This window comes from Streptomyces sp. NPDC054796 (genome assembly GCF_053611545.1).
Genome location: NZ_JBSHAO010000011.1, coordinates 139,653 through 155,901, shown reverse-complemented (window position 1 = coordinate 155,901; position 16,249 = coordinate 139,653). Strand labels below are relative to the sequence as shown.

The following is a 16,249-nucleotide window of genomic DNA, read 5'->3' as shown; positions in this document are numbered from 1 at the left end:
CTCTCTTGCGTGTGTGGGTGTTCTTTCTCCCTCCGTCGGGGTTTTAGATTAACCTGTTTGGTGCTATCCGCCTTTTGCCCCCGGTCGTCCCATGCTGGTTCACCGCGGGGTGGGTGTCCCCACTTCCAGCAGACGTGGTCGGCCGAGACTGGTGGGCCTTTGGCTTTCCAGGGGGCGAATTGCTCGGCAATTCTGCCGCCGGAATCATCGGCGAAGCCCTTGGCTACGGCTGGGTGCGGCTCGATACTCATTCCCGATACACTGTTAGATCGGGTTTCAGTGGATCGGCGATATGGTCGCCCGAATACGACGCGATCATCGGTATGGTCGGTCAGGCAAGTGGGGACGGTGACGCGCGTGCCCTGTCACTTCGACAGATCGACCGTATCTTCCCTGGGGAAGGCATCGCAGACCTCGCCTCGTGGAGGGTAGAAGCGGCTGGTGAGTCGGCCCTTGCCTCTTGGGGGTGGTGTCTGCGGAGCGATCCCGAAGCCGGCCGCCACTGGCGCCCCCGCGCTCGTGGCGTCAGCATCGATACCGAGAGAGGGTTTCGCTTCCGTGGACGGACCACCGCCCTCAGCGCTATCGCCGATTGGATCAGTGCGCCTCCGGCGCGGAAGGCACTCGTTGTAACCGGGTCGCCTGGTGTGGGAAAGTCTGCCGTTCTGGGCCGGATCGTCACTACGGCGGACCGGGAGATCGCGGCTTTGCTGCCGAATGACGACATCGCTGTGCGAGCGCCGATCGGGTCCATCGCTTGTGCGGTACACGCCAAGGGCAAGACAGCGCTAGATGTTGCCATCGAGATCGCCGCAGCAGCCTCGGCTGCGCTCCCCAGCGACATCGAGTATCTGCCGGAGTACCTACGCGAGGCTCTTAAGGGCTCGTCTCCGGTCGAGCGGGGGCATTTCGGAAGGGGGAGCAGTAGCCCTCTCCCTGATTTCACAGTGGTCATCGACGCACTGGACGAGGCAACTTCACCTCAGCAGGTGCGGCTGATCATCCGGCGAATCATCACCCCGCTGGTGGAGACCTGTGCCGACCTGAACATCCGAGTGATCGTGGGCAGCAGGCGCCGGGACGACTCCGGTGACCTCCTCGCCTCGTTCGGTAAGGCACTGTCATTGGTCGATCTCGACGAGCCACGCTTCTTCGAGTACGACGACCTTGAGTCGTATACCCTCGCCACCCTCCAAATGTTCGGCGACGAACGACAGGATAACCCGTACACCGACAACGCCACCGCAGAGCCGGTTGCGAGCCGCATCGCCACCATGGCCGACCGTAACTTTCTGGTGGCTGGACTGGTGGCGCGGGCGCACGGACTGCATGACTGGGAGGCCGTCCGGCCGGAGGAGATCGCTTTCACTCCCACTGTGGACGGCGCTCTGCGGGACTATCTCGACCGCATTCAGCCGGTGCACGACTACTCGGCCGGATCGATCCTCACGGCCCTCGCCTTCGCTGAAGCCTCGGGCTTCTCACTCGCCCTTTGGCAAGTGGCGATCAGTGCGCTCGGCGGCCCATCTGTGCCCGAGGCCACCCTCGCGGCCTTCGCCCGCTCCTCGGCTGCGAACTTCCTTGTTGAGTCGGGCTGCGAAAGGCGCGATACCATTTACCGCCTCTTTCATCAAGCGCTTAACGACACTCTGCTTAGCTCCCGAGCCGAACTGCACACACGCCACGAGGATGAACGGGCACTTACCCGTGCCATGATCGCCGAAGGCGAGCGTGTCGGCTGGACGGATGCTGATCCGTATCTCAAGCGTTCGCTACCTGGCCATGCCGAAGCTGGTGACGTACTGGACGAGCTGCTTTCCAAGGATGTGTATCTGCTCCACGCCGATCTGCGTCGGCTGCTCCCGGTGGCTGACCGTGGTAATTCCGACCTCGCCCGCGCCAGAACAAAACTCATCCGGCGTACTCCCCAAGCATTCAATGCCGATTCTACTCGGCGAGTTGCCTTGTACAGCCTGACGGAGGCTCAGCAGCATCTCGGGAAGATCTACCGTGAGTTGCCTCTACCTGCGCCGTACCGCGCCCGCTGGTCCACCGTGGTGCCTGGCCGGGAGGAGGCCGTGCTAGACGGCCATACGCGCTGGTCGTACGTCCTGTGCGCATTCACTGCGGGAGGCCAGGAGCTGTTGGCTAGTGCAGGTGGTGACCGCACCGTACGGGTCTGGGACCCGTTACTCGGCGAAGTCCTGCATGTAATGGAAGGACACACTGACGAGGTCCGCTCCATCGTATGCGTGCGGCTTGAGATGGTGGATTCCCTCGCCTCCGCCGGACGTGACGGAGTGATCCGGTTCTGGGATCCCCTCACGGGGGAGGCTTTGCATCACATCAACGGGCATCCAGGCGGATACTCGGCCCTTTGCTCCCTCACGCAGGGCGGCCGAACAGTTCTCGCTGTGGCACACGCGACGGACGCCACTATTCGGATACTCGACCCCGCCACGGGTGAACAAATCATCCAACTTGACGGACATGACGATTGGATCACTGACCTCTGCGAGGTCACCGTGGACGACGTCACCCTTCTCGCCTCGTGCAGTGAAGACGGAACTGTACGTTTGTGGGATCCAGGCACGGGGGCCATCCGCTGGACTGCAGTGCTTCAGGGAACGTGGAACGAATGGAACCGGGCACTGTGTACGGTCCAGGTCCAGGGGCGCACACTGCTGGCTGGCGCGGGGTACGACTCCGCGATCCGTCTTTGGGATCCGCGTGACGGGAGCGAGGCCGGATGGCTGACCGGGCACGAGGGTCCGGTGCTCGCCATCTGCGCTGCGGTCCTTGACGGGGAGGCCGTTCTGTTCAGTGCGGGGGACGACGAGACCCTGCGGCTCTGGGACCCGGGAACTGGGCGTCAGCTTGAGATGTGGCATGGCCATACAGGCTCGATCTATGCAGTTTGCTCAATTCGTACCGGAGTCAAAGTCTGGTTGGCCAGTAGCGGCGACGACCACGCCATCCATATCTGGGATCGGGATACCGGCGGACAGAACACGCTGGTGCAAAGCAGTGAGGCACACCTCTTCGACGCCGCCTGTGTGGTCCGGCTGGGCTCCAGGTTGGCCATGGCAACAGCGCAAGTCGGTGAAGATGGGGTTGACATTAGGGACCCGATATCTTGGGCTACGGCCCGTAGACTGCCCACGTTTGAAGTCAACGCGCTATGTACGCTACCGCTCGGAGGGCAGCCTCATCTCGCTGTCGCCGGGACAGGAATCCAGATCTGGGATCCGCAGACCGGGGATCTGGTCCGGGTAATCAAACATCCACGCTTCCACTACACGGCCATCCTCTCGATTTGCGCGATTAAGATCGATTCAACTCCAGTTCTAGTGGGGTCCTTGGGAAACTCCCTACATTTCTGGGATGTTACACAGGGGTGTCTCGTTCACGAATTTGATATAGGTGCGGTGGGAGCGCGGGACATCTGCCCTGTGCAAGTGCGCGGGCAACTCGCCATTGCAGGGATAACCTTCGATGGGCGTATAGAAGTCTGGAACCCCAACTCAGGTAAGAAACTGTCCCAGTTGAACATTGGCCGAGGAGCGCTAACCGCACAGTGCGCCGTTCGAGTTGGGAGGGAAGTACTCCTCGCTACCGGCAATGAGTTTGGCGTGGTCCAGTTTTGGGATGTGGCGACCCGGCAACCGGTCGCCTCCCTTGAAGGACATTCAGCCAGAGTGCGGCAGCTTTGGGTGTCAGTCGTCAATGGTCGCACGATTCTGGTGAGCGCCGGTGACGACCGGGCACTGAGAGTCTGGGACCCTGCCACCGCCCAACCGATAGTGCAAATCCCTGTCCATCACAGGATCGTCTGGGCGGCCCAAGCTGCCTCCGATATCACGGTGAGTTTGGACGCAGGGATGCTTGGAATCCGGCTCGACCTCACTGCGACGGATCTCGCCTCGACTGGCCTTCGTGCGCAGGGGGTTCCGGTGCAACGCGATTCCTACCGAGGGTTCTCCGAATAGAGACCCTTTGTCCTGCCCAGTGCTGCGTTCCCCTGGGGGAAGCCAATACTCTTCTGAACTGTTCGCACGGCCTAACAGTCACAGCCCGACCCGGCGGGCGAGGTGAGGCTCTAGCGCTCAAGTAAGAACGAGGGCGCCCGCATTGCGCACCCTTTGCGCACCGCCCTGTCTCCCGGAAAGCGTAAGTACACGTCAGAAGGATCACCTGGCTCTACTTCGACGTCTACTGACCTTGAACGTGTGCTGTCGTCATGGGTGGGTCGCGCTGGAGGCCCGGTGCTGGTGAGGCAGCCTTCGAGGACATCGGCGCGGTACCGGAGCCGGGTAGGCCCCGGCGGACAGCGACGGTCAAGTCGTCAGGGTCGGTGAAGGTCCGGTTGGCCAAGACGGTGCGCCGCAGTACGGACGAGATGCCCTCGGCGGGTTGAGATAGGGCGCGTAGAGCAGAAGCTGGAAGATGCTGAGCCAGTCACGGTCCGCGATGTATTTGACGCATTCCCGCGGTGAGGTGGGTACTGAGATTATCCCAGACCAGCATGATAGGACCGCCGAGTTGCTGGTGGGCGGCCTGGATTAGGGCGCGGTAGTCCTTCCAGGAGAAGCCCTTGCGCCCGTCGGGACGTGCGTCGGGGCAGGTCCGGTAGATCAGATGGAAGCGTTCGCCCGGCTTGTAGCAGACCAGTGCGACGATCGATAAGCGGCGGGGGCGCCCCTGGACGATGAAGCATGATCACGCATCCGCGCTGAATCGGCCCCCGCGATCAGCGCTTCGGTGTCCACGCTGCAGCGCAGTCGAGTGTGGTCGAGCGCGAGCTTCTGGCCGGTCTCAGGCGGTAGGAACAAGGGGGCATGTCCTATCGCGCGACCGGGCGCTCACGGGCCCAGCTCGATTCAGCGTCGGACACGGCTCTTGGATAAGCGCCCCGCGCCCTCGGCGTGGCGGAGGCCCCGGTGTGGGCTGCCCCGTCGGGCGCGAGACGCTCTTGGGTCAGGTCATTCACTGGTCCGTCAGGGGAACCCCCAGGGACTTTTCAGGGACTTTCAGCTCTGTCGCAGGGACTTCTGAGGGACATTCGGCCGTACAGAAGGGTAAGCCCGTGACAGAGCTGAAAGACGCGAATCGCCTGGTCAGGGCCTACGCGCTCAGCACTCGATGACGTTGACCGCGAGCCCGCCGCGCGCGGTCTCCTTGTACTTCGTCTTCATGTCGATGAGCTGATGATTCGGCGCCCAACGTATTCGGCATGTCACCTTTCGTTCGTGGTTTTTGCTCATTGGCTCCTGATGTTTTCCGCAATGAGACGCGCGTTTGGGTGGGCCGGATTTTGGTCGTACTGTGCAGTCATTACTGGTTCGTGGGCATGTGGTATGGCACTTCAAAGACTTGATGTGCTAAAAGATTGGGGTGCTGGTATGGCTGACGCGCGAGCCTCCGGGCGGCGAAAGGGGCCCTCGACGGCACGACTGCAATGTCGTAGCTCTGACTGTGCTCCACAGGATCCTGCGCCACTGGCTACGGAAAGGAGTCCTCGTGAAGATGAGTGGTTGACCCGCTTCCTGGCTCGTAGTCCAGAAGTCAGTTCCGTTGAAGGGGAGAGGCTTCGGAATTTGCTGTCATACATCGGAAAATGAGTGGAGCCCGGCTGTGACAGTCGGGCTCCACTTCTATCTAAATCTCTTCGGGACTCTTCCAGAGTGGTTCGAGACGCTCCTTCACCAGAGCGCTCCGGTTGAACCCCTTGGGTTCGGGGGCCCGGTGAACGGTGATGCCGTGGAGATAGCGCTTGAGGATGGCGCGCCGTTGTCGCAGGCTTCCTGAACGCCAATTGGTGAGCAGCTGCTCGGCTGAGATGGAGGGAACAGCCTTTCCCTCCAAAGTTTCGATCGAATCGCGGTAGTTGGATATCTTTCGGTTGAGTCCGGAGAGCATACTGAAATAGTCCTCTTCGGTCAGTCCGGCCTCGTTGAGAGTGCCTTCCGACCACCGGTTGATGAGGTCGCGTTTGCGGGCCTGCTCTTGGTCCAAGCGAGCTTGAAGCGCCGTTACCGTTTCGGAGTCCGTCGTCGCAGCAGCACTCTGTGGGCCTTGGAGGAGGCGCAGCAAGAAGGCGTCCAGAGCCTCTTCGACGGCCGCTTCAACAGTGTCCGCAGCGATGTAGGTGCCCGGGCATCCGGTGGGGATGTTCTTGGGGCAGATGTAGGAGCGGACCTTGAGGCCGTCCTTGCGCTTCCGGCCCCAGTGGCCGACCAGGCCGCGTCCGCACTTGCCGCACTTGAGAATGCCGGACAGAAGATGCCTGATCGCGGCAGCGCCCCGCAGGCGACCGGGCTGGACGCCTGCCTGCTGGCGGCGGTGCTGCAACTCGAACTGCGCCCGGGACCACAGTTTCGGGGTGACGAGGGGTTCCCAGGAGCCCAGCAGTGGTCGGCCCTCGTCGTCGAAGAGGACCAGGGACCAGCCGTCCCAGGCTTTCGCGGCGTCGATGCGGTGTCGGCCGCTGTAGGAGACCATGCCCGCGTAGCGCGGGTTGCGCAGCATCTTGGTGATCATCGTGGAGGACCACGCTTTGGCTGCCGGAGGCTGGATGCCTTCGGTGTTGAAGGTCTTGGCGATGCTGTAAGCGGACTCGCCCGAGAGAAAGTCCTGGTAGATGCGGGTGACGACGTCGGCTTCGTCGGGGATGAGCTGGCCCTTGTGTTCACCCTTGCGGACCCAGCCGTAGGCGATGCGGCCCTGGGCGAGACCGTTCTGGGCGGCGGAGAGGTGCTGGCGGGCGACGCGGCGCGCGGTGTCCTCGGAGGACTTGAGCGCCATCACGCACATCATCCGGGCCATATGCCGGTCATTGTCGTTGATCAGGTTCATCCGGCCGCCGGTGGCGCCGGTGACCGGGCGCTTGGTGTATTCGACGATGTCGATGAGGTCTTCCAGGTCCCGGGGCTGGCGCACCAGCCGGTCCAGGTCGTAGAAGATGACGCCGTCGATCACTCCGGAGGCGAGGTCGGCGAGAAGCCGGCGGAACTGGGGGCGTACGACGACCCAGTCGGTGGAGCCGTCGGGTTTGGTGACCTTCTTCTTCTTGAAGGCCGAGGTGTCGTTCTCCCGGTAGACCTTGGCGAACGGACCCCAGTGCAGGCGGGTGCGGCTGTCTTCAGCGTCTTCGAGTTGCCGGTCGACTCCTGCCTCCAGTCCGAAGCGGTCGGAGGAGATGCGCAGGTATGCGGCCGGCCGCTGGGGAGCGTAGGCGGCCAGGTGGTCGTGCAGGTTGAGGGTGACATGTCCGCCGCGGACATGGGCGGGGACTTCGAAGTCCTCCCAGACAGTGGTGGGTGGTGCGGGTATCACCGGTGTCGGCTCCAGGTGCTCGTCGCTTCCCGATACCGGGCACCTTCGGTCGGACTTCGCGGTTGGGTAGAGCCGTGAAACCCCGGTTAGCCTGCGCGGTTGCCGCGCGGGGGATACTGGTGATCATGCGTGTTGACTTTGATCCCCAGGCCATGCCCAGTCGGGACTTCTACAAGCTGTTGACAGCCACCGTCGTGCCCCGGCCCATCGCCTGGGTGTCGACGGTGAGCCGAGACAGTGATACGGACAACCTTGCCCCGCACTCCTTCTTCACCGTCTCGTGCGTGACGCCGCCCGTCGTGCAGTTCACCTCGGTCGGGCGCAAGGACTCGCTGCGCAACATCGAGGAGACCGGTCAGTTCGTCGTCAATCTCGCGACCGAGCCGCTCTTCGAGCAGATCAACTCCACGGCCACGGACTTCCCGCGCGGCATGAGCGAGTTCGACGCCGTCGGGCTCAGCAAGGAGGGAAGCTGCCGGGTGAAGCCGCCCCGGGTCGCCGACTCGCCGGTCGCGCTGGAGTGCGAGCTGCACAGCACGGTGCGGCTGGGCGACTCCACCGTCGTCTTCGGGCGCGTGGTGCACGCCGCCGTCTCCGAGGACGTGCTGGTGGACGGCCACCCGGAGGTGACACGGCTGCGCCCGCTGACCCGCCTGGGCAAGAACGAGTGGGGCACCCTCGGCGAGGTGTGGGAGATCGCGCGCATCCCGTACACCGAGGGCAGGAACGAGCGGCCCGCGCGGGGCGGCGGGGAGCAGACGCCGTAGACGCCCGGTCCGGGCCGGGCCCGGACCGGCCCCGCTCGCTCCCGTCAGTGGAGCTGGAAGGGCCGCGCCGGATCGAGGGGGTCGTCCGGGGAAGCGGTGGGCAGGGGCGCCGGGACCGTGCCGGGCACCGGGACGGCGAAGGAGGCGGGGGAGGCTTCCTCGACGGGCCCGCTTCCCCTCCCTGGCCAGGTCACTTTCCTGGAACCGTGCGCTCTCGCGCGGCCGGGCCCGGCCGCGTCGTCGCCGGTCACGGTGCGTCGCGGGCCAGGGGGCACCGTCGCCGCGTCGGCCCGGGTGGAGCCCCCGCCTCCGCGCGCTCCCCGGAGGACACGGGACGTCCCGGCCGGTGCGCGGATCACGACCGGCTCGGGGACCTGGCCCGTAGCGTCGCGGGCGTCGTCCCCGGAGGCGTGCGATACGCGCTCGTGCCGCGCCGCGCTGTCCGAGGCCAGCAGCACCAGGCCCCAGGCGGCCACAGCGGCGGCGGTGAGGGCCAGCAGCTCACCCAGCACGCCGAAGCGGAACCCCTCGTCCAGCAGCAGGATACCGACGGCGGCGGCGACGACCGGGTTGACCACGGTCGCGGTCGCCAGCGGCACGGTCAGGCCGCTGCCACGGTACGACGCCTGCGAAGCGGCCAGCCCGGACGCCGCGAGCACCCCCGTCAGCAGCAGTGCGGGCAGCAGCGCGAGGAGCGAGGAGGCGCCCCAGCTGTCAGCGACGGTCTTCACGAAGACGGAGGCCCCGCCGTACGCGATCCCGGCGGCCGTTGCCAGCGAGACACCCCTGATCAGCGGCGCCCGCCTGCCCGCCGACGTGGCGATCACGGTCAGCGCCAGCAGCGCCGCCAGCACGGGGCCCCCGACCAGCAACTGCTCCGTGGTGTCGAGCGGACGTGCCGCCGAGGAGCCCGTGAGCAGCAGGATGCCCGCCAGACCGGCCGAGGCCAGCAGGACGCCGCGCCAGCCGGTGCCGGTCACCGGGCGCCTGACCAGCAGCGCGGCCATCGGCGCCGCCAGGACCAGGGTCAGCACGCCCAGCGGCTGCACGACGGTGAGAGGCCCCAGGCCCAGCGCGGCCACGTGCAGCAGTGCGCCGGAGCCCTGGAGGGCCGCCGCGGCCCACCAGGGTGCCGAGCGCAGCAGTCCGAAGCGGCTCGGGGCCGTGGTGGCGGCCAGCCGCTCCTGCACGATCGCCGCGGCGGCGTAGCAGCCCGCCGAGACCAGCGAGAGCAGCACCGCCGCGAGCAGCGGAGTCATGGCCTGCCCCGGCGGGGCGTGGGCGTCCTGTCCATGTCTCCAACGATGACTCGCGAAGTCGTCTTTGTCGTCGTCTGCCAGGGGCGTCTTTCCGTACCCCTAGCGGAGTACGTCCGTATGCGGCGTACACCTGCCAGCGGACGGCCCGGCGGCGCGAGGGCGCCCTCGATGGGCCCGCCGCCGAGTCAGGCGTAACGTTCCTGCGCCGTGCTCGTTGAAAGGGGTGCAAGAAGAAGTCCGCGTCCCCCACGGCGGCACAGGCCCCGGCTCCGGCCGGGGCCTCTCGCATGTCTTCCCCCGTCACACGCCTCGCCCGCCTCGCCCGCCCGGCGCGGACGGCGCCCGGGGGGCGGCGGATCATCCATATCCGGGGGCGTTGTCAGTGAGCGCTGCCACACTGTCCGTATCCATCCGTCATGCTGGCTGCATGTGGTGGAAGGCCCCGCCGACTGCGCGGCGGGGCCGCTACGACGAGGAGGGCACGTGAGCGACAGGCGTAACGGGATCCTCGACGAACTGGTCCGCCGTGTCGCGGCGCGCACCGGGCTGGACCTGGCCGGTGCCGAGCGGGCGGTGGAGGACGCCCGCGCCCAGCGGGGCGAGCACCTTGAGGTGGTGGGGGAGGAGTACCGCGCGCTGTTCGAGGAGAAGGTCCGCCCCGCCCTCGACGCCTACCGCCCGGTCCTCCGGCGCATGGCCCACTCGCTGCACGCCGTCCACACCTCCCGCGCTTCCGTGGCCGAGGCGCTGGAGGTCACCGCGCGGGTGGAGGCGCGCGAGGGCATCAGGGACCACGAGCGGGGACTGCGGTTCGCCCGCCGCCACCCGGACATGGCCGAGCTGGACCTGCTGCTGGACCGGCTCTACGAAAGGCCGGGCGAGCGCCCCCTCTGACGCCGCGGGCCGGGTCCTCAGCCGACCGATTCGCCCGCGTGCGGGCTCAGCACACCCATGGCGATGAGGACGAACAGGACGATGCCCAGCACCACGCGGTAGATGACGAAGGGCATGAAACTGCGAGTGGAGATGAACTTCATGAACCACGCGATCACCGCGTAGGCCACCACGAAGGCGAGCACCGTCGCGAAGAGCGTCGGGCCCCAGGAGACATGGCCCTCGCCGATGTCCTTCAGCTCGAAGAGGCCCGAGGCGAGGACGGCGGGGATCGCGAGGAGGAAGGAGTAGCGGGCCGCGGCCTCGCGGGTGTAGCCCATGAACAGGCCGCCGCTGATGGTGGCGCCGGAGCGGGAGACGCCGGGGATCAGCGCCATGGCCTGGGCGCAGCCGAACAACAGGCCGTCCTTGACGTTCAGTTCCTCCAGCGTCTTGCGCTCCCGCACCGCGCGGTGCCTGCCGCCCTTGGCGTCGCGGGCCGCGAGCCGGTCGGCGATGCCCAGGATGATGCCCAGCACGATGAGGGTGGTGGCGATCAGCCGCAGGTCACGGAACGGGCCCTCGATCTGGTCCTTGAAGGCGAGCCCGAGCACACCGATCGGGATGGAGCCGACGATCACCAGCCAGCCCATCGTGGAGTCGTGGTCCTTGTGCTTGCCGCCGCTGAACACCGAGCGGAACCAGGAGGAGACGATGCGCGCGATGTCCTTGCGGAAGAAGATCAGCACCGCCGCCTCCGTGCCGATCTGAGTGACGGCGGTGAAGGCGGCCCCGGGGTCCTCCCAGCCCGCGAACGCGGCGGTGAGGCGCAGATGCGCGCTGGAGGAGATGGGCAGGAACTCGGTCAGCCCCTGGACGAGCCCCAGGATGAACGATTCGAACCACGACATGCTGTCTAACCCGTCCTGTCGACGATCGTGCTCGTGACCTGCGCCGGTGCAGGCCAGATGCGGTTTGCGGGTGCCAGGGGTGGAGAGGTGCGGACCGCGCCCCCGCGGGCGGTCCCGGCGCGGACGGTCCTGACGCGGACCTGACCGCGGTCCGGGCGCGGACGCGGACCCGTGAGCGTGACCGGGCGACGGTGACGACGCGCGTGCGCTGCCCGCCCCTTCGCCGGGTGCGCCGACGGGCGGTGCCCGTGCGGCGTCCGCGGCAGCCACGGAAGGCCGCCGCCTGGCCGTACGCGCACGGCCGGGCGCACCGGACTACCTCGCCGGAGGGAGGTCCGTGCCGACGGTGCCGTCGACGGGCCCACCGGGGCACCGGTCCGCCGCCGCACAGCGCCCGCTCAATCCCGCGCCTCCTCGATCACGGGGAGCAGACTACAGCGGCAAGATGACGCCCCCTCCACGTGGGCGGACCGTGGGCAAGCCGCGCGCGGGCAGCGGGTGGGCAATGGGTGGGCAATGGGTGGGCAGCGGGCCGGCCACGTCAGGCGGCCGGTGCCTCACGCACGACGTCCTCGGGTTTCTTGTCGTCGCGCAGCCCCAGGAAGCGCGGATGGCGCAGCATCCCGTCCCGTGTCCACTCGCTGAAGCCGATCTGGGCGACGAGCGCCGGATGGCACCAGTGCGCTCCGTGCTCGTGCACGGGATCGGCGAACGGCGAGGTCCGCCGCTCCAGTTCGTCGAGCTTCCGGCGCAGCCGCAGGAGGGTGGCGCGGTCGTATCCCGTCCCCACCTTGCCCGCGTAGCGCAGCCGCCCGTTCTCGTAGTGGCCGACGAGCAGAGCGCCGAACCCCTCCCTGCTGCCCGCCGGCTCGGTGAAGCCGCCGACGACCAGTTCCTGCCCCGCCTGGCACTTGAGTTTCAGCCAGTCCGGGGACCGCCGTGCGGGGTAACGCCCCTGCGCCCGCTTGGCGATCAGCCCTTCCCAGCCCCGCGCGCACGCCTGGTCCAGCAGCTCCTGCCCACCCTGGTTGCGGTGGGTGGTGAAGCGCAGGGGAGGGCCGAACTCCAGCGCGTCCCGCAGCAGCGACTTGCGGGTGCGCAGGGGGAGCGCGGTGACGTTCATGCTGTCGAGCCGCAGCAGGTCGAAGAGGAAGAAGGTGACGGCGACCCCGCTGGCCCGCGCCTTGTCCGGGTCGGTGAGCTGCATCCTGCGCTGGAGGCGGGCGAAGTCGGTACGGCCGTGCGCGTACGCGACGATCTCGCCGTCGACGGTGAAGTCCTCGCACGGCTGCGCTGCCAGCGCCTCGACCAGCTCCGGATAGGTGTCGTCCAGGCGGTTGCCGTTGCGTGAGAGCAGCCGCACCCGCCCGTTCTCGCGCACGGCGAAGGCGCGTACGCCGTCGAGCTTGCGCTCGAAGAGCCAGCCGTCGCCGAAGTCGCGTCTGTCGCTGAGGACGGCGAGCGTGGGGCGCGCGGCGAGTTCGACGCCGGACGGCGCCTCGGTCAGCAGCCGCCGCTGCGCGGCGGGCAGCCGGTCCAGGAGCCCGCTCACCGGCGGCCTCCCCTTCTCCCCTTGCCCCCGCCGTCGGCCTCCGCCGCGACCTGCTTGAGCGTGCGACCGCTGCGGGCCGAGCGGGCGCGTGCCGGGTCGGGGGCGCCGCTTCCGGAGGCGCCGCCGCCCTTCTCCTTGACCAGCAGCCACGCCTCCCGCCCGTCGTCGCCCTCGCCGGGACGGCGGATACGGGTGAGGGCGTAGCCGCCGCGCAGCTTGGCGCCGTCGAGCCGGAAGGAGGCGTGGCCGCGCTCCAGGGCCTCGGCGAAGGAGGCGGGGGCGCGCTTGCCGCCGCCGGTGCCCTCGCCGGTGAGGGGACGGTAGGTGCCCTCGTCCCACACGATGACACTGCCCGCTCCGTACTCGCCCGAGGGGATGACGCCCTCGAACTCGCGGTACTCCAGCGGATGGTCCTCCGTCGGCACGGCCAGCCGCTTGTCCTGCGGGTCGGCGGAGGGGCCCTTCGGCACGGACCACGACTTGAGCACCCCGTCCACCTCCAGCCGGAAGTCGAAGTGCGTCGTGCTCGCCGCGTGGATCTGGACCACGAAGCAGGGCGCGTCCGCGCCCTTCGCGCCCGCGCCGCGCGGCTCGGCCGTCCGCTCGAAGTGCCGCTTGCCGCGGTACGCCGACAGCGCGTCCTTGCCGTCGCCGTCGCCGTTCGCCTTCTTGCCGCTCACCGTCCCCGCTCCCTCCTGCCGCCCGCCGTGACCGTGATCCGTGCCGCGTACCCGTTCACTGTCGCGCGTACCGGCGCGGACCGCATGGGCAGCGCGGCGGAGGGAGGAGGCCGTGCGGGTGGTACACAGGGGCCATGAGCGACGAGTCCATGCTGGTGCCCGACGACGAGCTGCCCGCCGAGGCGCGGCGGCGCGTCACCTGCCGGATGTGCGGCCGTCCGCTGAGGGATCGCGAGGCCCGGATGTGGGGGCTCGGCCCGGAGTGCCGCGGCAAGCTGGACCCGCGCATCGCGCCCACACCCCCGGCCCACGAGGTCGAACAGGACCCCCTCCCGGGGCTCTGACGAGCTGGCCCCAGGGGCTCTACGGGGCGGTGCTGTCCACGGGACGGGACGGTTCCCCGGAAGGGGCGGCGCGGAGCTGCCCGCGCTTGCGCCACGCGTAGAACGCGCCGCCCAGTCCCGAGAGGGCGATGAAGGCGAAGGCCGCGAGGAAGGCGGGCGAGGTGGGCGCCGTCGCGCGGCTGCCCGCGACGACGTAGGCGGCGGTGTTCGGGATCGAACCGATCGCGGTGGCCGAGAGGAAGGAGAGCCAGCTCATGCGGGAGACCGCGGCGCCGTAGTTCGACGCGGCGAACGGCACCCCCGGCATCAGCCGGATCACCAGCATCGAGCGGAACCCGTGGCGGCTGAGCTGGCGGTCGGCGGCCGTCAGCCACCGGGCGCGCAGCAGTGGCCGCAGCGCGTCCTGGCCGAGCACCCTGCCCAGACCGAACGCGATGCCCGCACCGACGACCGTGCCCGCCGTCGCCGATACCGTCCCCGCCTGGGCGCCGAACAGCGCGCCCGCGGCGAGGTTCAGAACCGGACGTGGCACAAAGGCCGCCGTGCACACCCCGTAGGCGACGGCGAAGAGCACCACGGCGGCCGCGCCCGAGAGTTGGGCGGGCCAGCCCTGGGACAGCAGGCGCTGGGGCTCGTACAGCAGCATGGAGGCCCCCGCGGCGCACAGCAGCACCAGCAGCAGGGCGAGTCGGGACCTCGGGGAGAGCAGTGTCTGAGCGAGACGGGCGGGGCGTCCGTCGGACTGCGTTACGGGGACGGGCACGTGGGGAGCGTAACCGACGGAGGTGGCCCCCGCGCGGCCGTCGGGCGGTGACGAACACGACCCCCTCTGGAGGGAACCGAACGGGCTCCGCCCCGTTCACCCCGCCCGAGCAGGGGCGCAGCGGTGCGGCGCGTTCATCGGGCGGCGTTCCGCACAGTTCACCGAAAAATCATTCGACGCGGGGCAGTTGGGCGGGCGATCATTCCGGCATGTTCCGGCAGCCCTTCTTCCCAGCACCGTGCGCGGCACTCGCCGCCCACGCGCTGATGGCTGCCGCCACCTGGCACGTCGCGGCCGAGCACGCTGCCGCCGCACATGCCGCCACCGAGCATGCCGCCACCGGGCACGCGGCCGGACATCCCGTCCTCACGCCTGCCGACGGCGCCCGAAGCTGACCCTTCCCGGATCGCACCGAGGACCCCGCAGGGGGAGGGTCGGCGGGCTCTTGGGGTCCCGAAATCCACCGTGACACCGCGTGAGCGGCACCGGACCGCCGGTGCCCACGCGGATGCCGCGCTGCTGACGAGGACGCATCATGCCCAAGCAGGCATACGTACGCACCAAGCCCCACCTGAACATCGGCACCATGGGCCACGTCGACCACGGCAAGACGACGCTGACGGCCGCCATCACCAAGGTGCTCAGCGATAACGGCTCCGGCACCTTCGTGCCCTTCGACCGCATCGACAAGGCGCCCGAGGAGGCCGCGCGCGGGATCACTATCACGATCGCGCACGTCGAGTACGAGACGGACACCCGGCACTACGCGCATGTGGACATGCCGGGCCACGCGGACTTCATCAAGAACATGGTCACGGGAGCGGCGCAGCTCGACGGGGCGATCCTCGTCGTCTCCGCGCTCGACGGCGTGATGCCGCAGACCGCCGAGCATGTGCTGCTCGCGCGGCAGGTCGGCGTCGAGCACGTCGTCGTCGCGCTGAACAAGGCGGACGCGGCCGACGACGAGCTGACCGAGCTGGTCGAGCTGGAGGTGCGCGAGCTGCTGACCGCGCACGGCTACGACGGGGACGCGCTTCCCGTCGTCCGGGTCTCGGGCCTTCGCGCGCTGGAGGGCGACCCGCGCTGGACCGGTGCCATCGAGGCGCTGCTGGACGCCGTCGACACCTATGTGCCGGTGCCAGAGCGCTATGTGGACGCGCCGTTCCTGCTCCCGGTGGAGAACGTGCTCACCATCACCGGGCGCGGCACCGTCGTCACCGGGGCCATCGAGCGGGGCACAGTGCGCGTCGGCGACCGGGTGCGGCTGACGGGCGGGGAGACGCGGGAGGAGACGGAGACCGTCGTCACCGGCGTGGAGACCTTCGGCAAGCCGATGGACGAGGCGCAGGCGGGCGACAACGTCGCGCTGCTGCTGCGCGGGGTCGCGCGCGACGCGGTGCGGCGCGGGCACATCGTCGCGGCGCCCGGCAGCGTCACGCCACGGCGGGCCTTCACCGCCGAGGTCTATCTGCTGCCCGCCAGGGACGGCGGACGCCGCAACCCGGTGTACACCGGGTACCGGCCGCAGTTCTACATCCGCACAGCGGACGTCGACGGGGCCATCGACCTCGGTACCGAGGGCATGGCCCTGCCGGGCGACACCGTCACGATGACGGTCGAGCTGGGGCACCCCGTGCCCCTGGAGCCAGGGCTGGGCTTCGCGATCCGCGAGGGCGGCCGGACGGTCGGCGCCGGAACCGTCACAGCGGTCAGCGCCGTCGCCGTCGCCGCCGTCGGCGAAGGGGACGGCTGAGGACGCCGGGCC

General features: G+C 68.4%; 13 protein-coding genes. 6 read left to right on the top strand and 7 right to left on the bottom strand.

Going from position 1 to position 16,249, the window contains the following annotated elements; translation table 11 throughout:
• The first annotated feature begins 134 nt into the window (after window positions 1-134).
• The gene (locus tag ACWGJ2_RS12425; RefSeq protein WP_453345999.1) at window positions 135-3,989 is read left to right on the top strand and encodes a WD40 repeat domain-containing protein; all 3,855 of its coding nucleotides are present in this window, start codon (window positions 135-137) and stop codon (window positions 3,987-3,989) included.
• Between the two features lie 1,143 nt (window positions 3,990-5,132).
• Here ACWGJ2_RS12425 and ACWGJ2_RS12420 read toward each other — a convergent pair.
• Together ACWGJ2_RS12420 and ACWGJ2_RS12415 are read right to left on the bottom strand one after the other, a co-directional pair.
• Window positions 5,133-5,264 (bottom strand): hypothetical protein, encoded by a 132-nt coding sequence (locus ACWGJ2_RS12420; RefSeq protein ID WP_453346036.1) that lies wholly within the window; start codon window positions 5,262-5,264, stop codon window positions 5,133-5,135.
• 394 nt (window positions 5,265-5,658) lie between these two features.
• Window positions 5,659-7,335 carry a recombinase family protein gene (locus ACWGJ2_RS12415; RefSeq protein ID WP_453345998.1) on the bottom strand — a complete coding sequence of 559 codons (1,677 nt, stop codon included), beginning with the start codon at window positions 7,333-7,335 and terminating at the stop codon, window positions 5,659-5,661.
• 125 nt (window positions 7,336-7,460) lie between these two features.
• Between ACWGJ2_RS12415 and ACWGJ2_RS12410 the strand changes: the two genes are divergently transcribed.
• Window positions 7,461-8,102, top strand: coding sequence for a flavin reductase family protein (locus ACWGJ2_RS12410; RefSeq protein ID WP_453345997.1), 642 nt, complete (start codon window positions 7,461-7,463; stop codon window positions 8,100-8,102).
• A gap of 44 nt (window positions 8,103-8,146) precedes the next feature.
• On the opposite strand, the gene ACWGJ2_RS12405 is transcribed toward ACWGJ2_RS12410, so the two are convergent.
• Window positions 8,147-9,361, bottom strand: coding sequence for a DMT family transporter (locus ACWGJ2_RS12405; protein ID WP_453345996.1), 1,215 nt, complete (start codon window positions 9,359-9,361; stop codon window positions 8,147-8,149).
• A gap of 483 nt (window positions 9,362-9,844) precedes the next feature.
• Between ACWGJ2_RS12405 and ACWGJ2_RS12400 the strand changes: the two genes are divergently transcribed.
• Window positions 9,845-10,255, top strand: coding sequence for a hypothetical protein (locus ACWGJ2_RS12400; RefSeq protein WP_453345995.1), 411 nt, complete (start codon window positions 9,845-9,847; stop codon window positions 10,253-10,255).
• Between the two features lie 17 nt (window positions 10,256-10,272).
• Here the strand turns inward: ACWGJ2_RS12400 and ACWGJ2_RS12395 are convergent, their stop codons facing one another.
• The 3 genes from ACWGJ2_RS12395 to ACWGJ2_RS12385 all read right to left on the bottom strand — a co-directional run bounded on the left by ACWGJ2_RS12395 (window position 10,273) and on the right by ACWGJ2_RS12385 (window position 13,377).
• Complete coding sequence (locus ACWGJ2_RS12395; protein WP_453345994.1) at window positions 10,273-11,145, bottom strand: undecaprenyl-diphosphate phosphatase; 873 nt, start codon at window positions 11,143-11,145, stop codon at window positions 10,273-10,275.
• 541 nt (window positions 11,146-11,686) lie between these two features.
• A complete protein-coding gene (ligD, locus tag ACWGJ2_RS12390) occupies window positions 11,687-12,697 on the bottom strand; it encodes a non-homologous end-joining DNA ligase (RefSeq protein WP_453345993.1) in 1,011 nt (336 codons plus the stop codon).
• Complete coding sequence (locus ACWGJ2_RS12385; protein WP_453345992.1) at window positions 12,694-13,377, bottom strand: DNA polymerase ligase N-terminal domain-containing protein; 684 nt, start codon at window positions 13,375-13,377, stop codon at window positions 12,694-12,696. Before ACWGJ2_RS12385 ends, ligD begins: the two co-directional genes overlap by 4 nt.
• Window positions 13,378-13,511: 134 nt before the next feature.
• Here ACWGJ2_RS12385 and ACWGJ2_RS12380 point away from each other — a divergent pair, with 134 nt between their 5' ends.
• Window positions 13,512-13,721 (top strand): DUF6011 domain-containing protein, encoded by a 210-nt coding sequence (locus tag ACWGJ2_RS12380; protein WP_453345991.1) that lies wholly within the window; start codon window positions 13,512-13,514, stop codon window positions 13,719-13,721.
• 19 nt (window positions 13,722-13,740) lie between these two features.
• On the opposite strand, the gene ACWGJ2_RS12375 is transcribed toward ACWGJ2_RS12380, so the two are convergent.
• On the bottom strand, window positions 13,741-14,484 hold the full coding sequence (locus tag ACWGJ2_RS12375; RefSeq protein ID WP_453345990.1) for a TVP38/TMEM64 family protein: 744 nt from the start codon (window positions 14,482-14,484) through the stop codon (window positions 13,741-13,743).
• 209 nt (window positions 14,485-14,693) lie between these two features.
• Between ACWGJ2_RS12375 and ACWGJ2_RS12370 the strand changes: the two genes are divergently transcribed.
• Both ACWGJ2_RS12370 and tuf read left to right on the top strand, forming a co-directional pair.
• On the top strand, window positions 14,694-14,879 hold the full coding sequence (locus ACWGJ2_RS12370) for a hypothetical protein (protein ID WP_453345989.1): 186 nt from the start codon (window positions 14,694-14,696) through the stop codon (window positions 14,877-14,879).
• Between the two features lie 140 nt (window positions 14,880-15,019).
• Complete coding sequence (gene tuf, locus ACWGJ2_RS12365; protein WP_453345988.1) at window positions 15,020-16,237, top strand: elongation factor Tu; 1,218 nt, start codon at window positions 15,020-15,022, stop codon at window positions 16,235-16,237.
• Window positions 16,238-16,249 lie beyond the last annotated feature (12 nt).